Raw genomic sequence first — 17,819 nt, 5'->3', positions numbered from 1 at the left:
CATGACTGAAGTTGCCTTGGACACCGCAACCCCACACGCTCCCTCGGTCATCCGGCTGCTGCTCGACAAACTCGGCGTGGCCTACCGCGAGGTGGTCGAACATCCGCACCTGCCGGCAGCGTCGCGGGTACAGGCCGTGCTGCTCGACGACGAGGTCGGCGCCCTGATGGTGCTGTTCCCGCAGAGCCAGCTGCTGGACCTCAACCGCCTCGCCGAACTGACCGGGCGCAAGCTCACCGCGGTGTCGGTGCCGCGCCTGAAGCAGATGCTGGACAAGCACCAGCTCAAGGCCCTGCCGGGCATCCCGGCGCTGACCAGCTCGCCCTGCCAGTACGAAAAGAGCCTGCTCGACGCCGATAAAGTGTTTATCCAGTCTGGCGAAGCCGGCCTGCTGCTGGAAATCGAACGCGCGCACTTCAAGCGCATGCTGGTCAAGGCCAGCGCCAGCAGCTTCGGCCAGGAAGTCGAGGCCATCAGCCCCAACCTCGACCGCCCCGATGATGACACCCGGGAAATCACCAACGCCGTCCAGGCCTTCACTGCCCGGCGCATCCAGAAGCGCCTGGAAGAAACCATCGAAATTCCGCCGCTGGCCGACACCGCGCAAAAGATCATCAAGCTGCGGGTAGACCCCAACGCCAGCATCGACGATATCACCGGCGTGGTCGAAACCGACCCGGCGCTGGCAGCACAGGTGGTGAGCTGGGCGGCATCGCCCTACTACGCCTCACCTGGCAAGATCCGCTCGGTAGAAGATGCCATCGTGCGTGTGCTGGGCTTCGACCTGGTGATCAACCTGGCCCTGGGCCTGGCGCTGGGCAAGACCCTGAGCCTGCCGAAAGACCACCCGCAGCAAGCCACGCCGTACTGGCAGCAGTCGATCTACACCGCCGCGATCATCGAAGGCCTGACCCGCGCCATGCCACGGGCCGAGCGCCCCGAGGCCGGCCTCACCTACCTGGCCGGGCTGCTGCACAACTTTGGCTACCTGCTGTTGGCGCACGTTTTCCCGCCGCACTTCTCGCTGATCTGCCGCCACCTGGAGGTCAACCCGCATCTGTGCCACACCTACGTGGAACAACACCTGCTGGGCATCAGCCGCGAGCAGATCGGTGCCTGGTTGATGAAGCTGTGGGACATGCCGGAAGAACTGTCCACCGCGCTGCGCTTCCAGCACGACCCGGCCTATGAAGGCGAGTTTTCGGCGTTCCCCAACCTGGTGTGCCTGGCCACCCGCCTGCTGCGCTCGCGGGGGATTGGCTCGGGGCCGCAGCAGGAGATTCCAGACGAGTTGCTGGAGCGGCTGGGGATTACCCGGGACAAGGCCGAGGATGTGGTGAACAAGGTGCTCGAGGCAGAGAGCCTGCTGCGTGAGCTGGCTTCGCAGTTCCACACACCTCACTGATATCAAATGGGGCCGCTTTGCGGCCCCTACAATTTCAGCCCTTCTTCTTCGGCTTCAGGTACTTCATCAACCCCTGGAACCACATCACCAGCGCCGGGTTGCCCTTGATCTGGATATGCTTGTCCTGGATCCCCTGCATGAACGCCAACTGCTTGTTTCCTGCCTGCATGGTGGCGAAGCCATAGGCGGCGTCCTTGAAGGCAATGGCGAACGCCGGCTGCGGGTGCGCACCGCCCTTGCTGCTGACGCGTTCGTTGTTGACGATGAAGTGCCGGGCGACCTTGCCGTCCAGGGTCTGCATCTGGAACACCAAGTCCTTGCCTTTGAGCTGCTGCTGGAATGCCGGGTTGTTGCGGCTGGCCCTGGCCATCAACAGCCCCATGGCCCAGAGAAGAAAGCGGAACTTCATCAACGCGCCTCGAATTAAAAGTGACTAAGGCGCGCAGTCTATCCTTTTCCGAAACTATTTATGCAAGTTCGAAACATTTTGCCTGCAGAAAGCACAACGGGCGCCCTGGGGCGCCCGCTTGGCTGACACTGGGGTTGTCAGGGAGCGATCACTTGCCTTTCTTGGCCGGCTTGACGGGGGCGTTGACGCTGTCGCGCAGGTTCTTGCCTGGCTTGAAAGCCACGGTATTGCTGGCCTTGATCTTGACCGGTTCACCGGTTTGCGGGTTCTTGCCGGTACGCGCACCGCGATGACGTTTTTCGAAGGTGCCGAAACCGACCAGGGTCACAGTGTCCTTGTCCAGGGCACCCGTGATGCTGTCGAGAATCGCGTTCAAAACCTGATTGGCCTTTTCCTTGGTCAGATCGGCCTTTTCGGCGATGACGGCGGCGAGTTCTGGTTTGCGCATAGTGAAGCCTCTTTGACGGAATTCTTGTTGTTATGCCGTGCTGCCCTGGGAGCAGCGCTCAAGGCACCGCAGGCTCTAATCTGCGGCAGACGGAAGTGAGGATGGCACGTGCACAGGGGCCGCGCCAGTATCTGGGCGGCCATTGTGCAAGCAACAACAGGATAAATCCGACAGAACGCCAGCTATTTACGCCATCACGGCCGGCAGCTGGCGATTCAGGGCCAGCTTTTCCATCACGGCCGCCCCGGTGAGGGCGTAGCCCAGCAGCTTGCCCTCTGCATCAAGGCAGAGCACCTTGAGGTCACTGCCCTGCCCTTCTACCTGCCAGGTGCCTTCGTGGCCCTGGGGCGGCGGCGAGACCACCAGCGGGCAGGCCGGGGTTTTCACGGTGATCGGCATCGGCCCGTAGGCGACCGTTGTCGGCTTGCCGGCCAGGGTTTGCGCCAGAGCCCGGGCACAGCTCATCAGCGGCATCACATAGAGCAGGTTGATGCCATCGACTTCGGCACAGTCGCCAAGGGCGAATATGTTCGCGTGGGACGTGCGCAACTGGCGGTCCACGCAAACGCCGCGGTTGGTCTGCAGGCCAGCGGCTGCGGCCAGGTCGGTGCGCGGGCGCAGGCCGATGGCCGAAACCACCAGGTCGCAGGCGATCACGCTGCCGTCGGACAGGTGCGCCTCCAGCCCCTGGGCCACCTGCTGCAGGCGGGTCAGTACCGGGCCGAGGTGAAAACGCACGCCCAGGCCTTCCAGCCCGGCCTGCACGGCAGTGGCAGCGGCCGGGTGCAGCAGGGTCGGCATGACTTGCTCGCACGGCGCCACCACATCGACCTGGAAGCCGCCCAGGCTCATGTCGTTGGCGAATTCGCAGCCGATCAGGCCGGCACCGAGGATCAGCACGCGCTGTTTGCCGACGGCGGCGGCACGGAAGCGCGCGTAGTCTTCCAGGTCGTTGATCGGGAACACTCGATCGCCGCCATCACCTTCGATCGGCACCTGCACCGTCTGCGCGCCCCAGGCCAGCACCAGGTCGCGGTATTCCACCGCCTCTTCACCTATCCACAAACGCTTGTGGCCCGGGTCGATGCCGCTGATGCGGGTATGGGTGCGAATCTCGGCATTCAGTTGCTCGGCCATGGCGCCCGGCTCGGCCATGCACAGGCCGTCGGCGTCCTTCTGCTTGGCAAAGCCGGTGGACAGCATGGGCTTGGAGTAGGAACGACCGTCATCGGCGGTGATCAGCAGCAGCGGCGTCTGCGCATCGAGCTTGCGAAATTCACGGGCCAGGTTGTAGCCCGCAAGGCCGGTACCGATGATTACCACAGGGGACGTCATGTCGTGCTTTCCTCGATTAGCCGATGGAGATCATTTCAAAGTCGCTCTTGCCCACGCCGCAGTCGGGGCACAGCCAGTCTTCAGGCACGTCTTCCCAGCGGGTGCCGGGGGCGATGCCGTCGTCTGGCCAGCCTTCGGCTTCGTCGTAGATCAGGCCACAGACAATACATTGCCACTTTTTCATGGGGGTGGGTTTCCTCGGTTCAGGCTGGAGCTTTGTGTTGCTGCTGATGCCCGCGAAGAGACCAGCGCGCAATTCGTGGGGCTTTGTAGCGGCCCTGCCAGCAGTATGCAAGCAGTCGGGGCAATCATGCTAAGCTCGCCGCCTCTCTGGTTGTAACAAGCAGACCGACGTGTCGTACGAATCCCCGCAAGCAGCCGCTGTCGCGTGGCTGCCGTATTCACAGCTGGCGACCGATCTCGACCAGCCCACCCTTGACTGGCTGTTCGACGAGGGCTCGCTGACCCGCCGCCTGACCCGCCTGTCCAACGATCACTTCTCCGTCACCCCGCTGTTCGAGGGCTGGCAGCCGCTGCGCGATGACGAATGCCAGGCACTGGGCATCGCCGCTGGCGCCGAAGGCTGGGTGCGCGAGGTTTACCTGCGCGGCCATGGCCAACCCTGGGTGTTCGCCCGCAGCGTCGCCAGCCGCAGCGCCCTGGAGCGCGGCGGGCTGGACCTGGAAACCCTGGGCAGCCGTTCGCTGGGCGAGTTGCTGTTCTGTGACCAGGCATTCATCCGCCACCCCATCGAGGTGTGCAGTTATCCACAGGCCTGGCTGCCGGGTGAAGCCGCCCACGCGGCGCTGTGGGGCCGCCGTTCGCGCTTCGAACGTGGCGGCCTGGACCTGCTGGTGGCAGAGGTGTTTCTGCCAGCATTGTGGCAAGCGGCCAAGGAGGAAAACCGCTGATGTACCTGCAACTGCTCAAGTCGCTCAACCGCCTGCACCCGCGGGCCTGGGACTTCGTCCAGCTCAGCCGCATGGACCGGCCGATTGGTATCTACCTGCTGCTGTGGCCGACCTTGTCGGCGGTGTGGATTGCCGGCAACGGTTCACCAACCCTGGCCAACGTGCTGATCTTCGGCCTAGGTGTGGTGCTGATGCGCGCTGCAGGTTGCTGCATCAACGACTTTGCCGACCGCAAGGTGGACGGCCACGTCAAACGTACCGCCGACCGCCCACTGGCCAGCGGCCGGGTCCGCCCGCGCGAAGCACTGGCGCTGTTCGCCATCCTGGTCGGAGTGAGCTTCCTGCTGGTGCTGTGTACCAACAGCCGCACGGTTTGGCTGTCGTTCGGTGCGGTGGCACTGGCGTTCTGCTACCCGTTCATGAAGCGCTACACCTATTACCCGCAGGTGGTGCTGGGGGCGGCGTATTCCTGGGGCATTCCCATGGCCTTCACCGCAGCGGGTGGCGAGCTGCCGGCCAGCGCCTGGCTGCTGTATATCGCCAACCTGCTGTGGACGGTGGGCTACGACACCTACTACGCCATGGTCGACCGTGATGACGACCTGAAGATAGGCGTGAAGTCGACCGCTATCCTGTTCGGCGACGCCGACCGCACCATCATCCTGACCTTGCAGCTGCTGTCGCTGGGCTGCCTGTTGCTGGCCGGCAGCCGCTTCGAGCTGGGTGACTGGTTCCACCTGGGGCTGCTGGGCGCGGCGGCGTGCTTTGCCTGGGAGTACTGGGCGACGCGCAAACTGGACCGGGAGTCGTGCTTCAAGGCGTTTCTGCACAATCACTGGGCGGGGATGCTGGTGTTCATCGGGGTGGTGCTGGATTACGCGTTGCGCTGAGGATTCTGGGGCTGCCTTGCAGCCCATCGCGACACAAGGCCGCTCCTACAGGGGATCGCGCATTCCTGTAGGAGCGGCCTTGTGTCGCGAGAGGGCCGCAAAGCGGCCCCGGCAATCTCAAGGCTTGGCAACGTGCCAGACGTCCTTCATGCCGTCACCGGTCATATCGCCGGCCTTCTTGTCCTTGATGAAGGTGTACAGCGGCTTGCCGTCATAGGCCCACTGCTTGCTGCCGTCATCGCGCATCACCACTGTCCACTTGTCCTTGGCCGGTTCGTCATTGGCCTTGACCATCAGCGGCGGCCAGTTGGTGGCGCATTCGCCATTGCACATCGACTTGCCGCCCGCATCCTTGTCGAAGGTGTACAGGGTCATGCCGGCATGATCGACCAACATCCCGCCCTTCTCCATCGCATGGTCGGCCAAGGCCACCCACGGGAGCGCCAGCGCAGTGAAAAGGGCCATCCAGCTCAGCGTTTGTCGTGTCATTGGATTCACCATTGTTTCGGGGGGATTGAGTTCTGGTTGCCACAACTACGGCCCTTTCAAGCCTAGTTCAGTCATGGAATGTCGCCAGAACGGCCAACACCCTGTCACACAGCTGCAATAATTCCGTTATCTAATGCGGGCCAAGACACCGTATCCAGGAGAGGTTTTGAGCATGGTTGGCAGGAACATTCTGATCGTCGACGACGAAGCACCAATTCGCGAGATGATCGCCGTTGCCCTGGAAATGGCCGGTTATGACTGCCTGGAAGCGGAAAACTCCCAACAGGCCCACGCGATCATCGTCGACCGCAAACCGGACCTGATCCTGCTCGACTGGATGCTGCCGGGCACCTCCGGCATCGAACTGGCCCGCCGCCTCAAGCGCGACGAACTGACCGGCGACATCCCGATCATCATGCTCACCGCCAAGGGTGAAGAGGACAACAAGATCCAGGGCCTGGAAGTGGGCGCCGACGACTACATCACCAAGCCGTTCTCGCCGCGTGAACTGGTCGCCCGCCTGAAAGCCGTGCTGCGCCGCACTGGCCCGAGCGATAGCGAGGCACCGATCGAAGTCGGCGGCCTGCTGCTCGACCCGATCAGCCACCGCGTGACCATCGACGGCAAGCCGGCCGAGATGGGCCCTACCGAATACCGCCTGCTGCAGTTCTTCATGACCCACCAGGAGCGCGCCTACACCCGTGGCCAGCTGCTGGACCAGGTGTGGGGCGGTAACGTCTATGTCGAAGAGCGCACCGTCGACGTACACATCCGCCGCCTGCGCAAGGCGCTGGGTGAAGCCTACGAAAATCTGGTACAAACCGTCCGGGGCACCGGCTACCGCTTCTCGACCAAGAGCTGATCGAGCTGAAAAGCGCCAAGCTGCACGTCGTTGTACAAGGACCGTCAATTGAACCAGAACTGGCACGCGACCCTGATTCGCCACCTGCTGCTGCTGATTACCGTCTGCCTGATCGGCGGGCTGGTCAGCGGCTACTATGGCTGGAGCCTGGCCATCGGCCTGGCGCTCTACCTGGGCTGGACCCTCAAGCAACTGCTGCGCCTGCATGACTGGCTGCGCAACCACCAACCCGACGAAGCACCACCCGATGGCTACGGCCTGTGGGGCGAAGTGTTCGACAGCATCTACCACCTGCAACGCCGCGACCAGCGCGTGCGCGGCCGCCTGCAGGCGGTAATCGACCGGGTGCAGGAGTCTACCGCCGCGCTGCGTGACGCGGTGATCATGCTGGACAGCGACGGCAACCTGGAATGGTGGAACCGCGCCGCCGAGACCCTGCTGGGCTTCAAGACCCCACAGGACGGCGGCCAGCAGGTGACCAACCTGGTGCGCCACCCGCGCTTCAAGGAATACTTCGAGGCGGAGAACTACCTCGAGCCGCTGGAAATCCCCTCGCCGATCAACGACCGTATGCGCGTGCAGCTGCACATCACCCGCTACGGCAACAACGAGCACCTGATGCTGGTGCGCGATGTTACCCGCATCCACCAGCTGGAGCAGATGCGCAAGGACTTCGTCGCCAACGTGTCCCACGAGCTGCGCACGCCGCTGACGGTGATCACCGGCTACCTGGAAACCCTGCTGGACAACGTCGAAGACGTGAACCCGCGCTGGGGCCGAGCCCTGCAGCAGATGAGCCAGCAAGGCTCGCGCATGCAGACACTGCTCAACGACCTGCTGCTGCTGGCCAAGCTGGAGGCCACCGACTACCCGTCGGACAACCAGCCAGTGGCGGTCGATGCCTTGCTTGCCGCGATCAAGAACGACGCCCAGGCCCTGTCCGGGCCCCGCAACCAGCGCATCACCCTGGAAGCCGCGCCTGGCGTGCAGTTGAAGGGCAGCGAGTCGGAGCTGCGCAGTGCCTTTTCCAACCTGGTGTTCAATGCGGTCAAGTACACCCAGGACGAAGGCAGCATCCGTATTCGCTGGTGGGCCGATGCCCAGGGCGCGCACCTGTCGGTGCAGGACTCGGGGGTGGGCATCGATGCCAAGCACCTGCCACGCCTGACCGAGCGCTTCTATCGGGTCGATTCCAGCCGTGCGTCGAATACCGGCGGCACCGGGCTGGGGCTGGCGATCGTCAAGCATGTGCTGATGCGCCACCGCGGCAAGCTGGAGATCAGCAGCGTGCCGGGGCATGGCAGTACCTTTACCTGTCACTTCGCGCCGGCACAATTGGCCAACGGCAAGGCTTGAGGGCCTCGGGGGCTGCTTTGCAGCCCATCGCGACACAAGGCCGCTCCTACACGGGATCGCGGTCTCCTGTAGGAGCGGCCTTGTGTCGCGATGGGGCGCAAAGCGCCCCCAAAGAATCCATCGCCCTTTGCTTTTACGGCCCCAGCCGCTACATTGGACCCCCTGTGCCAGCAAGAGCTGGCACTTTTTTTCTCTCTATTTCGAAGACGGACCCCGTAAAAACTCCATCATGGACCCTTCCCCTGGTATCAGCCTCACCTCGTTATTCGCCGATTTCGGCATGATCATCTTTGCCTTGCTCCTGGTGCTGCTCAACGGCTTCTTCGTTGCCGCCGAGTTCGCCATGGTCAAGCTGCGCGCCACCCGCGTCGAGTCCATCGCCGAGCTGCATGGCTGGCGTGGCAGTATCCTGCGCAAGGTACACAACCAGCTCGACGCCTACCTGTCGGCCTGCCAGCTGGGCATCACCCTCGCCTCGCTGGGCCTGGGCTGGGTCGGTGAACCGGCGTTCGCCCACCTGCTCGAGCCGCTGCTGGCCTACCTGGGCGTGGACACGCCCGAGCTGATCAAGGCCATCTCGTTCTTCGTCGCCTTCTTCGTCATCTCGTACCTGCACATCGTGGTCGGCGAGCTGGCGCCCAAGTCCTGGGCCATCCGCAAGCCCGAGCTGCTGTCGCTGTGGACCGCCGTGCCGCTGTACCTGTTCTACTGGGTGATGTACCCGGCCATCTACCTGCTCAATGCCAGCGCCAACACCATCCTGCGCATTGCCGGCCAGGGTGAGCCCGGCCCACACCACGAGCACCACTACAGCCGTGAAGAGCTCAAGCTGATCCTGCACTCCAGCCGTGGCCAGGACCCGAGCGACCAAGGCATGCGCGTGCTGGCCTCGGCCGTGGAAATGGGCGAGCTGGAGGTGGTCGACTGGGCCAACTCGCGCGAGGACATGGTCAGCATCGACGCCCATGCGCCGTTGAAGCAGATCCTGGCCCTGGTGCGCCGCCACAAGTTCAGCCGCTACCCGGTGTACGACGCCGAGCGTGAAGAATTCACCGGCCTGCTGCACATCAAGGACCTGCTGCTGGAGCTGGCCGAACTCGAGCACCTGCCCGAAACCATCGACCTCGACGACCTGGCACGGCCACTGGAGCGCGTGTCGCGGCACATGCCGCTGGCGCAGTTGCTGGAGCAGTTCCGCAAGGGTGGCGCGCACTTCGTGCTGGTGGAGGAAGCCGATGGCAAGGTGATTGGCTACCTGACCATGGAAGACGTGCTGGAAGTGCTGGTGGGCGACATCCAGGACGAGCACCGCAAGACCGAGCGCGGCATCCTCGCCTACCAGCCGGGCAAGCTGCTGGTGCGTGGCGACACGCCGCTGTTCAAGGTCGAGCGCCTGCTGGGCGTCGACCTTGACCATATCGAAGCAGAAACCCTCGCCGGGCTGGTCTACGAGACGCTCAAGCGCGTGCCTGAAGAAGAGGAAGTGCTGGAGGTCGAAGGGCTGCGCATCATCATCAAGAAGATGAAAGGGCCGAAGATCGTGCTGGCCAAGGTGCTCAAGCTGGATTGAGGGCCAGGGGGCTGCTTTGCAGCCCTTCGCGACGCAAGGCCGCTCCTACAGGGGTTCGCGTATCCCTGTAGGAGCGGCCTTGTGTCGCGATGGGGCCGCAAAGCGGCCCCAAAAATCTCAAGGGTTACCCGCAGTGAAGTCAGGCAACCCTCCGATCGGCCTGTCGAACCGATAAGGTATCGACTCCAGCGCCAACCCCACATTGCGCTGCACCACGAAATGCAGGTGCGGCCCGGTGCTGTTGCCGGTATTGCCCGACTTGGCCAGCATCTGCCCCTGCCGCACCCGTTGCCCCTCTGCCACCACCACCGAACCGCGCATCAGGTGCAGGTACACACCCATGGTGCCGTCCGGGTGCAGGATCCTGACGAAATTGCCCGACGGGTTGGGGCCGCGCCCGCTCTGGCTGTTCTCCGTCTTCACCACCACCCCTTCCCGCGCCGCGATGATGGTGGTGCCTTCGGGCATGGCGATATCCATGGCATAACGCCCCTTGGGCCCAAAATGGCTGACCCGGCCATTGGGGCCCTGGGTCACGCGGAACGGCCCGCCAATCCAGGGGAATGCATAGCGGAAGCCCTGGGGCCGCTTGCCCGGGTCGCCCATGGCCTGCAGCAGGGTCGAGCGGTAGTTCAGCAACATCCCGGGACGCCCCCTGAGCACGCTGAGCATTTGCGTGGTGCGCGGCGGCAGTACCCGGCGCACGGTACGCGGGGCATTGCCACCTTGTGCGTTCACCAGGTTGTCCAGGCGCAGCTCTACCTCCACCGGCACATGCAGCTGGTTGCGGGCCGAAAAGCTCACGCCACCGTTGAAGGTTATCGCGTTCAGCAGCACCTGGCCTTCGGGCACTTCGACCATGGGTACGCGCCGCACAAAGGTTTTGGCACCGGGGCCGGGCCGGTCGGAATAGGAGGTCACACGGCCATCATCGGTGATCTCGTAGATAGTCATGCCCAGGCTCGACGCCGAGGCCATGAGCAATGCACAGAACAGCAGCAGGCGGGCGGGCATGATAGTGGCTTTTTGACAGTTATGATTTGTCGAAGCCTAGCAGGGGGTTTTGCGGCGGGTATGACAGTTGGTCGGATGGCGTCAACAGGACTGGCCCCATCGCCGGCAAGCCAGCTCCCACAGGAAATGCACAAGGCCAGAGGTTGACGCTGTACCTGTGGGAGCTGGCTTGCCGGCAATGGGGCCAGTAGTCATTACTCAGGCGCCCGGGGTGAAATGCTTCTGCGCCGTCCCGCGGGCAATCAGCCGCGACAGGTAGTCGAGCTTCTGGGCATCCTGGTCGACGAACTTGAAGGTCAGTTGCAACCAGTCACTGTCGGGCTTGGGTTCCAGTGCCGCGACGGCATGCAGGTAGCCGTTCAGGCGCGCGACTTCGGCGTTCTCGCCCTGCTCCAGGTCCAGCACCGCGCCTTCCAGCACTTGGGGCAGCGCTTCGCCACGGCGCACCACCAGCAGGGCCTCTTTCAGGCTCAGCGCCTTGATCACGCATGGCTGCATGCCGCCGGCCAGGCGCAACTGGCCCTGGCCACGGCCGGTCGGCGCGGGAGCGGCGGGCCGGGGGGCATTGGCCACTGGCCTGGCGAGTGCAGGTGCCGGCGCTGGCGCCGTGACCTTCACCGCTTCAGGCTTGCCGGCGGTCAGCGCATTCAGCGAGTCATTGGCGAACGCCGAGTTGACCCGTGCCGGGCCGCTGGCCATCAGGCTGTCGAGCTTGCCGATCTTGGTCAGGGCCTTTTTCACCTTGGTCAGCAATTGCTCGTTGGTGAACGGCTTGCCGACAAAATCGGAAACGCCCGCCTGAATCGCCTGGATGACGTTTTCCTTGTCGCCACGGCTGGTCACCATGATGAACTGCAGGTTCTTCAACTCAGGCTGCTGGCGGCACCAGGTGAGCAGTTCCAGACCGGACATTTCCGGCATCTCCCAGTCGCACAGAACCAGGTCGAACGCTTCCTTGCCCAGCATGGCCATGGCCTTGCGACCGTTGACGGCGTCGTCGATGGTCATGCCCGGGAAGGCATTGCGCAGGCATTTGCGGACCAGGTCACGGATAAACGGGGCGTCATCCACGACCAGCACATTCACTTTACTCATCGATACTCCTTCTGAATCCCGACTAGCCTACCGCCGAATAATGGCCACTTGCTACAACCTGGTCACGCCGGGACTTCTTCACATCGTTCGCGGGTGCCTGCCGGCTCCTCGACCGCAAACGAAAACGCCCGGCCAAGGCCGGGCGTCGATGCTCGGGAGCAACCTTACTTATCGTCAGGTTCGGCCGGAACATTAGCGTTTTCGCCGTCGGAAACAGCAGTGCCCTGCACTTCTGCCGTCATGCGCTTGAGGCCCATGTGACGCACGTCGGTGCCGCGCACCAGGTAGATCACCAGCTCGGAGATGTTGCGCGCATGGTCGCCGATACGCTCCAGCGAACGCAGGACCCAGATAACGCTCAGTACCCGCGAGATCGAGCGCGGGTCTTCCATCATGTAGGTCACCAGCTCACGCAGGGCGGTCTTGTATTCACGGTCGATGGTCTTGTCGTACTGGGCCACCGACAGCGCCAGGTCGGCGTCGAAGCGGGCAAAGGCGTCCAGCGCGTCGCGGACCATGTTGCGTACCTGATCGCCGATGTGACGCACCTCGACATAGCCGCGCGGCGACTCGCCTTCCTCGCACAGCTGGATGGCGCGACGGGCGATCTTGGTCGACTCGTCACCGATGCGCTCCAGGTCGATCACCGACTTGGAGATGCTGATGATCAGGCGCAGGTCGGAGGCCGCCGGCTGACGACGGGCGAGGATGCGCAGGCACTCCTCGTCGATGTTGCGCTCCATCTGGTTGATCTGCTCGTCGACTTCGCGCACTTGCTGGGCCAGGCCCGAGTCGGCTTCGATCAGCGCAGTGACTGCGTCGTTGACCTGCTTTTCGACCAGGCCGCCCATGGCCAGCAGGTGGCTACGCACCTCTTCGAGCTCGGCGTTGAACTGCTGGGAAATGTGATGCGTAAGGCTTTCTTTGTTGATCATCGTTCGCTCCGCGAAGAAGCTGCAAGCTTCAATTTGTTCGTCTCGTTCCCTGGTCTGTGGGAGCGGGTTTACCCGCGAACACCGGCGAAGCCGGTGCCAGACACCGCGGCGCCTGCTTCGCGGGTAAACCCGCTCCCACAGGGGCCAGGTACCTATCCGGAGCGGCGATCAGCCGTAGCGACCGGTGATGTAGTCTTCGGTCTGCTTCTTCGCCGGGTTGGTGAACAGGGTGTCGGTATCCCCGAATTCGACCAGTTTGCCCATGTACATGAACGCGGTGTAGTCCGAAACACGGGCCGCCTGCTGCATGTTGTGGGTCACGATGACGATGGTGTACTTGGATTTCAATTCGTAGATCAGCTCCTCGACTTTCAGCGTCGAGATCGGATCCAGTGCCGAGCACGGTTCGTCGAGCAGCAGCACTTCCGGCTCCACGGCGATGGTACGGGCGATGACCAGACGCTGCTGCTGGCCACCGGACAGGCCCAGTGCCGAGTCGTGCAGGCGGTCCTTGACCTCGTCCCACAGGGCCGCACCCTTCAGCGCCCACTCGACCGCTTCGTCGAGCACGCGCTTCTTGTTGATGCCCTGGATGCGCAGGCCGTAGACCACGTTTTCGTAGATGGTCTTGGGGAACGGGTTGGGCTTCTGGAACACCATGCCCACACGGCGGCGCAGCTCGGCCACGTCTTCGCCCTTGCGGTAGATGTTGTTGCCGTACAGGTTGATGGCGCCTTCCACGCGGCAGCCGTCAACCAGGTCGTTCATGCGGTTGAAGGTGCGCAGCAGGGTCGACTTGCCGCAGCCGGACGGGCCGATGAAGGCGGTCACGCGCTGCTTGGGGATGTTCATCTGCACGTCGAACAGCGCTTGTTTGTCGCCGTAGAACAGGCTCAGGCCCGGCACTTCGATGGCTACGGTTTCTTCGGCCAGGCGCAGGCTCTGCTTGTCGCGGCCCAGGGCAGACATGTCGATGCCGTGGGTATGGGATTCTTGCTGCATGGTCAACTCCATACGCTAACAATTCGTTTCAAAGGGCCGCCCGGCTCACGGGCGGCACGCTTGCAATCAGGATCAGCTGTCGAGGGCCTTGTACTTCTCGCGCAGGTGGTTACGGATCCACACGGCCGAGAGGTTGAGGGCCGCAATCACCAGCACCAGCAGCAACGCCGTGGCATATACCAGCGGCCGCGCGGCCTCGACGTTGGGGCTCTGGAAGCCGACGTCATAGATGTGGAAGCCCAGGTGCATGATCTTCTGGTCCAGGTGCAGGTACGGGTAGTTCCCGTCCACCGGCAGCGACGGGGCCAGCTTTACCACACCTACCAGCATCAGCGGTGCCACTTCACCGGCGGCGCGGGCCACGGCGAGGATCATGCCGGTCATCATCGCCGGGCTGGCCATTGGCAGGACGATCTTCCACAGGGTCTCGGCCTTGGTCGCGCCCAGGGCCAGCGAGCCTTCGCGCACGGTACGCGGGATACGCGCCAGGCCTTCCTCGGTGGCCACGATCACCACCGGCACGGCCAGCAGCGCCAGGGTCAAAGATGCCCACAGCAGGCCCGGGGTACCCAGGGTTGGCGCCGGCAGTGCTTCGGGGAAGAACAGGCGGTCGATCGAGCCACCCAGCACATAGACGAAGAAGCCCAGGCCGAACACGCCGTAGACGATCGCCGGTACACCGGCCAGGTTGTTCACCGCGATGCGGATCAGGCGGGTCACCGGGCCCTGTCTGGCGTATTCGCGCAGGTACACGGCAGCCAGCACACCGAACGGGGTGACGATCACGGCCATGATCAGGGTCATCATCACGGTACCGAAGATGGCCGGGAAGATACCGCCCTCGGTGTTGGCTTCACGCGGGTCGTCGCTGAGGAACTCCCAGACCTTGGTGAAGTAGGCCCCCAGCTTGGTGAACCCCGACATGGCGTTCGGCTGGATGGCGTGCACCACCTTGCTGAGGTTGATTTCCACTTCACGGCCGTTGCCATCGCGGGCCACCAGGCTGTCGCGAGCGAAGGCCTGGTGCAGGCCGGTCAGGCGGTCTTCGATGGCCTTGTAGCGGCTGTTCAGCTCGGCGCGCTCGGCGTCCATGTCGGCCTGGGCAGCGGCGTCCAGCTTGCCGTCCAGCTCCAGCTTGCGCGCCTGCAGACGCAGGCGCTCGAGGCCATGGTTGATGGCGCCGATGTCTTTCTTCTCGAGGCTTTGCAGTTCGCTGTTGAGCTGGTTGGCGCGCTTGAGGCGGGCCTGCAGCTCGGCCCAGGCGGCAGCACCTTCGGCGACCACGCGGCCTTCTTCCTTGACGCTGACCAGGTAGCCGTAGAAGTTGCCCCACTCGCGACGCTCCAGGGCGATCAGGTCGGCCGGGTGCTTTTCGTCGACCAGCCAGTCGCCGACCACCCAGGTGAAGTCGCTGCCGTTGAGATCGCGGTTGCCCACCTTGATCAGCTCACGGGTCATGAACTCCGGGCCTTGGTCAGGCACTGGCAGGCCGGCGCCCTTCAGGCGGGCACGGGGTACTTCTTCCTTTTGCACCACTTCGCCAATGACGACGTGGTCGGCCTGGCCCGGCACCTTGTAGGTGGCCTGGACAAGATCGGCCGGCCAGAAGTGGCCCAGGCCGCGCACGGCAATCACCGCCAGCAGGCCAACGGTCATGATCACTGCCATGGCCACCGCGCCGCCGCTCATCCAGACGCCTGGGGCGCCGCTCTTGAACCAGCCTTTGAGGGAATCCTTTTTCACGGATCGCTACCTTTCTATCAAAGCGACGAGTATTTCTTGCGCAGACGCTGGCGAATCAGCTCGGCCAAGGTGTTCATGATGAAGGTGAACATCAGCAGCACCAGCGCGGCCAGGAACAGCACGCGATAGTGGCTGCCGCCGACTTCCGATTCCGGCATTTCCACGGCCACGTTGGCGGCCAGGGTGCGCATGCCCTCGAACAGGTTCAGCTCCATCACCGGGGTGTTGCCGGTGGCCATCAGCACGATCATGGTCTCGCCCACCGCACGGCCCATGCCGATCATCAGCGCCGAGAAGATACCCGGGCTGGCGGTGAGGATGACCACGCGAGTCAGGGTCTGCCATGGCGTCGCTCCCAGGGCCAGGGAGCCCAGGGTCAGGCTGCGCGGCACGCTGAACACGGCGTCTTCGGCGATGGAGTAGATGTTCGGGATGACCGCGAAGCCCATGGCGATACCCACGACCAGGGCGTTGCGCTGGTCGTAGGTTATCCCCAGGTCGTTGGTGATCCACAGGCGCATGTCGCCGCCAAAGAACCAGTTCTCGAGGTGCGGGCTCATGGTCAGGGCGAACCAGCCGGTGAACAGGATGACCGGGATCAGGATCGCCGCTTCCCAGCCATCCGGGATACGCAGGCGGATCGACTCGGGCAGACGGGTCCAGGCGAAGCCGGCCAGCAGGATACCGAGCGGCATCAGCAGGAACAGGCTGAACACGCCCGGCAGGTGGCCTTCCAGGTACGGGGCGAGGAACAGGCCGGCGAAGAAGCCGAGGATCACGGTCGGCATCGCTTCCATCAGTTCGATCACCGGCTTGACCTTGCGGCGCATGCCAGGGGCCATGAAGTAGGCGGTGTAGATGGCCGCGGCAATCGCCAGCGGGGCCGCCAGGATCATGGCGTAGAACGCGGCCTTCAGGGTACCGAAGGTCAGCGGCGACAGGCTCAGCTTGGGCTCGAAGTCGGTGTTCGAGGCGGTCGATTGCCAGACGTATTTCGGCTCGTCGTAGTTCTCGTACCACACCTTGCCCCACAGCGCGCTGAAGGAAATTTCCGGGTGCGGGTTGCGCAGGCTCAGTGGCAGCAGCTTGCCGCCTTCTTCGATGATGATGCGGTTGGCACGTGGCGAAAGGGCCAGGATGCCGGGGCCTTCGGCGGCCGGCTCGACCAGCAGGGTACGGTGCGCGGTGCTGTGGAACACGCCCAGCTCGCCTGCGGCGTCGAGGGCGACGAAGCCCTTGCGGCGCTCTTCGGCGTCGATCTGCACGACCGCGGCCTTGCCCATCTGGAAGGTGCGGATCAGCTTGAAGCGGGATTCGCCATCCGGGTCACGGGCCATGAACCACTGAGCCAGGCCACCCTTGGAGTCGCCGATGATCAGCGAGATGCCGCCGACCAGCTGGGCGGTGGCGGTAATTTCGGTGTCGGCGCTTTCAGACAATTTGTAGCGGCCGTTGAGGCTCTTGTCGCGCAGGTTGAACACGTCTGCGGTGGCGCGGCCGTTGATCACGTACAGCCACTGCTGACGCGGGTCGATGAAGATGTTCTTCACCGTTTCGGTCATCTGCGGCAATTCGATGCGGTTCTGCTCGGTGGTGACCTCTTCGGTCATCATGTTTTCGGTGCGGGTCAGCTCGACCACCTGCAGGTGCGCGCCGGTGGAACCGGCCATCAGCAGGGTGTCGCCATTGACGTTGACGCTGACATGCTCCAGCGCACGGCCCTGCTCGTCGAGCACGAACGGTTGCTCGCCGTACGGGTAGTCGATGCCGGGGGCGATGGTTTTCTTGTTGTCCGGGTAGGTGATCTTGTAGGTGTGGTGGAACACCAGCGCCTGGCCATTGGACAAGCCCAGCACCACCAGCGGGCTACCCGGCTGGTCGGCACTGATCGAAGTGACCTGGGTGCCTGCCGGTACCGGCAGGTCGAAACGCTTGAGCTCGTTACCGGTCTTGGTATCGAAGAACAGTGCCTGGCCCTTGTCCGAAACGCGCATGCCCACCAGGTTCTGCTCTTCAAGCGCGATCATCAGCGGCTTGCCGGCATCCTGTTGCAACCAGGTCGGCTCCAAGGCTTTCTTGCTGGTCAGCTCGGCGCCCTGGAACAGCGGCAGCACCACATAGGCCAGATAGAAGAAGATCAGGGTGATCGCCGCCAATACGGCAAGCCCGCCCACCAGTACATACCAGCGGGTCAGGCGGTCCTTGAGCGCGCGCATGCGGCGCTTGCGTTGCAACTCCGGCGTATTGAAATCAATCCGCACGGGCTGGGAGTTTTGGGTCATGTTGGAGTTGGCCAGATCATTCATGCGCACACCCTAGCGGTCCCGTGTGACAAAAACATTACAAAGTGGTGAC

Annotated in this window: 17 protein-coding genes; 6 read left to right on the top strand and 11 right to left on the bottom strand. The window is 63.6% G+C overall.

Going from position 1 to position 17,819, the window contains the following annotated elements:
- Position 1: 1 nt before the first annotated feature.
- A complete protein-coding gene (locus tag CAG00_RS10975) occupies positions 2-1,405 on the top strand; it encodes an aminoacyl-tRNA deacylase and HDOD domain-containing protein (RefSeq protein ID WP_075046765.1) in 1,404 nt (467 codons plus the stop codon).
- Between the two features lie 34 nt (positions 1,406-1,439).
- Here the strand turns inward: CAG00_RS10975 and CAG00_RS10970 are convergent, their stop codons facing one another.
- From CAG00_RS10970 to CAG00_RS10955, 4 genes are all read right to left on the bottom strand, one after another.
- Positions 1,440-1,814, bottom strand: a complete 375-nt coding sequence (locus CAG00_RS10970; protein WP_025341122.1) for an SCP2 sterol-binding domain-containing protein — start codon at positions 1,812-1,814, stop codon at positions 1,440-1,442.
- Positions 1,815-1,962: 148 nt separating this feature from the next.
- The gene (locus CAG00_RS10965) at positions 1,963-2,262 is read right to left on the bottom strand and encodes an HU family DNA-binding protein (protein ID WP_013974808.1); all 300 of its coding nucleotides are present in this window, start codon (positions 2,260-2,262) and stop codon (positions 1,963-1,965) included.
- Positions 2,263-2,448: 186 nt separating this feature from the next.
- Positions 2,449-3,597, bottom strand: a complete 1,149-nt coding sequence (locus tag CAG00_RS10960) for an NAD(P)/FAD-dependent oxidoreductase (RefSeq protein ID WP_085588827.1) — start codon at positions 3,595-3,597, stop codon at positions 2,449-2,451.
- A gap of 16 nt (positions 3,598-3,613) precedes the next feature.
- Entirely contained in the window at positions 3,614-3,781 is a 168-nt protein-coding gene (locus CAG00_RS10955) for a rubredoxin (RefSeq protein ID WP_003253349.1), read from the bottom strand.
- Between the two features lie 169 nt (positions 3,782-3,950).
- Here CAG00_RS10955 and CAG00_RS10950 point away from each other — a divergent pair, with 169 nt between their 5' ends.
- Positions 3,951-4,508: a chorismate lyase gene (locus CAG00_RS10950; protein WP_085615968.1), complete on the top strand. Its 558-nt coding sequence runs from the start codon at positions 3,951-3,953 to the stop codon at positions 4,506-4,508.
- On the top strand, positions 4,508-5,398 hold the full coding sequence (gene ubiA, locus CAG00_RS10945; RefSeq protein WP_085664262.1) for a 4-hydroxybenzoate octaprenyltransferase: 891 nt from the start codon (positions 4,508-4,510) through the stop codon (positions 5,396-5,398). Before CAG00_RS10950 ends, ubiA begins: the two co-directional genes overlap by 1 nt.
- A 117-nt stretch (positions 5,399-5,515) precedes the next feature.
- Here ubiA and CAG00_RS10940 read toward each other — a convergent pair whose 3' ends face one another.
- On the bottom strand, positions 5,516-5,887 hold the full coding sequence (locus tag CAG00_RS10940; protein WP_085664261.1) for a hypothetical protein: 372 nt from the start codon (positions 5,885-5,887) through the stop codon (positions 5,516-5,518).
- 172 nt (positions 5,888-6,059) lie between these two features.
- On the opposite strand from CAG00_RS10940, the gene phoB reads away from it, so the two are divergent.
- The 3 genes from phoB to CAG00_RS10925 all read left to right on the top strand — a co-directional run bounded on the left by phoB (position 6,060) and on the right by CAG00_RS10925 (position 9,675).
- Positions 6,060-6,749, top strand: coding sequence for a phosphate regulon transcriptional regulator PhoB (gene phoB, locus CAG00_RS10935; protein ID WP_003253341.1), 690 nt, complete (start codon positions 6,060-6,062; stop codon positions 6,747-6,749).
- A 48-nt stretch (positions 6,750-6,797) separates the two neighbouring features.
- A complete protein-coding gene (gene phoR / locus CAG00_RS10930; RefSeq protein WP_025341127.1) occupies positions 6,798-8,105 on the top strand; it encodes a phosphate regulon sensor histidine kinase PhoR in 1,308 nt (435 codons plus the stop codon).
- Positions 8,106-8,334: 229 nt separating this feature from the next.
- Positions 8,335-9,675, top strand: coding sequence for a hemolysin family protein (locus CAG00_RS10925; RefSeq protein WP_013974815.1), 1,341 nt, complete (start codon positions 8,335-8,337; stop codon positions 9,673-9,675).
- A 117-nt stretch (positions 9,676-9,792) separates the two neighbouring features.
- Here CAG00_RS10925 and CAG00_RS10920 read toward each other — a convergent pair whose 3' ends face one another.
- The 6 genes from CAG00_RS10920 to CAG00_RS10895 form a co-directional block, all read right to left on the bottom strand.
- A complete protein-coding gene (locus CAG00_RS10920; RefSeq protein ID WP_013974816.1) occupies positions 9,793-10,689 on the bottom strand; it encodes a M23 family metallopeptidase in 897 nt (298 codons plus the stop codon).
- 198 nt (positions 10,690-10,887) lie between these two features.
- Positions 10,888-11,784 (bottom strand): response regulator, encoded by an 897-nt coding sequence (locus tag CAG00_RS10915; protein ID WP_025341128.1) that lies wholly within the window; start codon positions 11,782-11,784, stop codon positions 10,888-10,890.
- A gap of 164 nt (positions 11,785-11,948) precedes the next feature.
- Positions 11,949-12,719 carry a phosphate signaling complex protein PhoU gene (phoU, locus tag CAG00_RS10910; RefSeq protein WP_013974818.1) on the bottom strand — a complete coding sequence of 257 codons (771 nt, stop codon included), beginning with the start codon at positions 12,717-12,719 and terminating at the stop codon, positions 11,949-11,951.
- 168 nt (positions 12,720-12,887) lie between these two features.
- The gene (gene pstB, locus CAG00_RS10905) at positions 12,888-13,721 is read right to left on the bottom strand and encodes a phosphate ABC transporter ATP-binding protein PstB (protein WP_003258171.1); all 834 of its coding nucleotides are present in this window, start codon (positions 13,719-13,721) and stop codon (positions 12,888-12,890) included.
- Between the two features lie 72 nt (positions 13,722-13,793).
- On the bottom strand, positions 13,794-15,410 hold the full coding sequence (gene pstA / locus CAG00_RS10900) for a phosphate ABC transporter permease PstA (RefSeq protein WP_176240879.1): 1,617 nt from the start codon (positions 15,408-15,410) through the stop codon (positions 13,794-13,796).
- 71 nt (positions 15,411-15,481) lie between these two features.
- Positions 15,482-17,770 carry an ABC transporter permease subunit gene (locus CAG00_RS10895; protein WP_085588835.1) on the bottom strand — a complete coding sequence of 763 codons (2,289 nt, stop codon included), beginning with the start codon at positions 17,768-17,770 and terminating at the stop codon, positions 15,482-15,484.
- Positions 17,771-17,819: the final 49 nt, after the last annotated feature.

The sequence above is a fragment of the Pseudomonas sp. B5(2017) genome (genome assembly GCF_002112825.1).
GTDB lineage: Bacteria > Pseudomonadota > Gammaproteobacteria > Pseudomonadales > Pseudomonadaceae > Aquipseudomonas > Aquipseudomonas putida_Z.
This window is presented reverse-complemented; position numbering and strand designations above follow the sequence as displayed.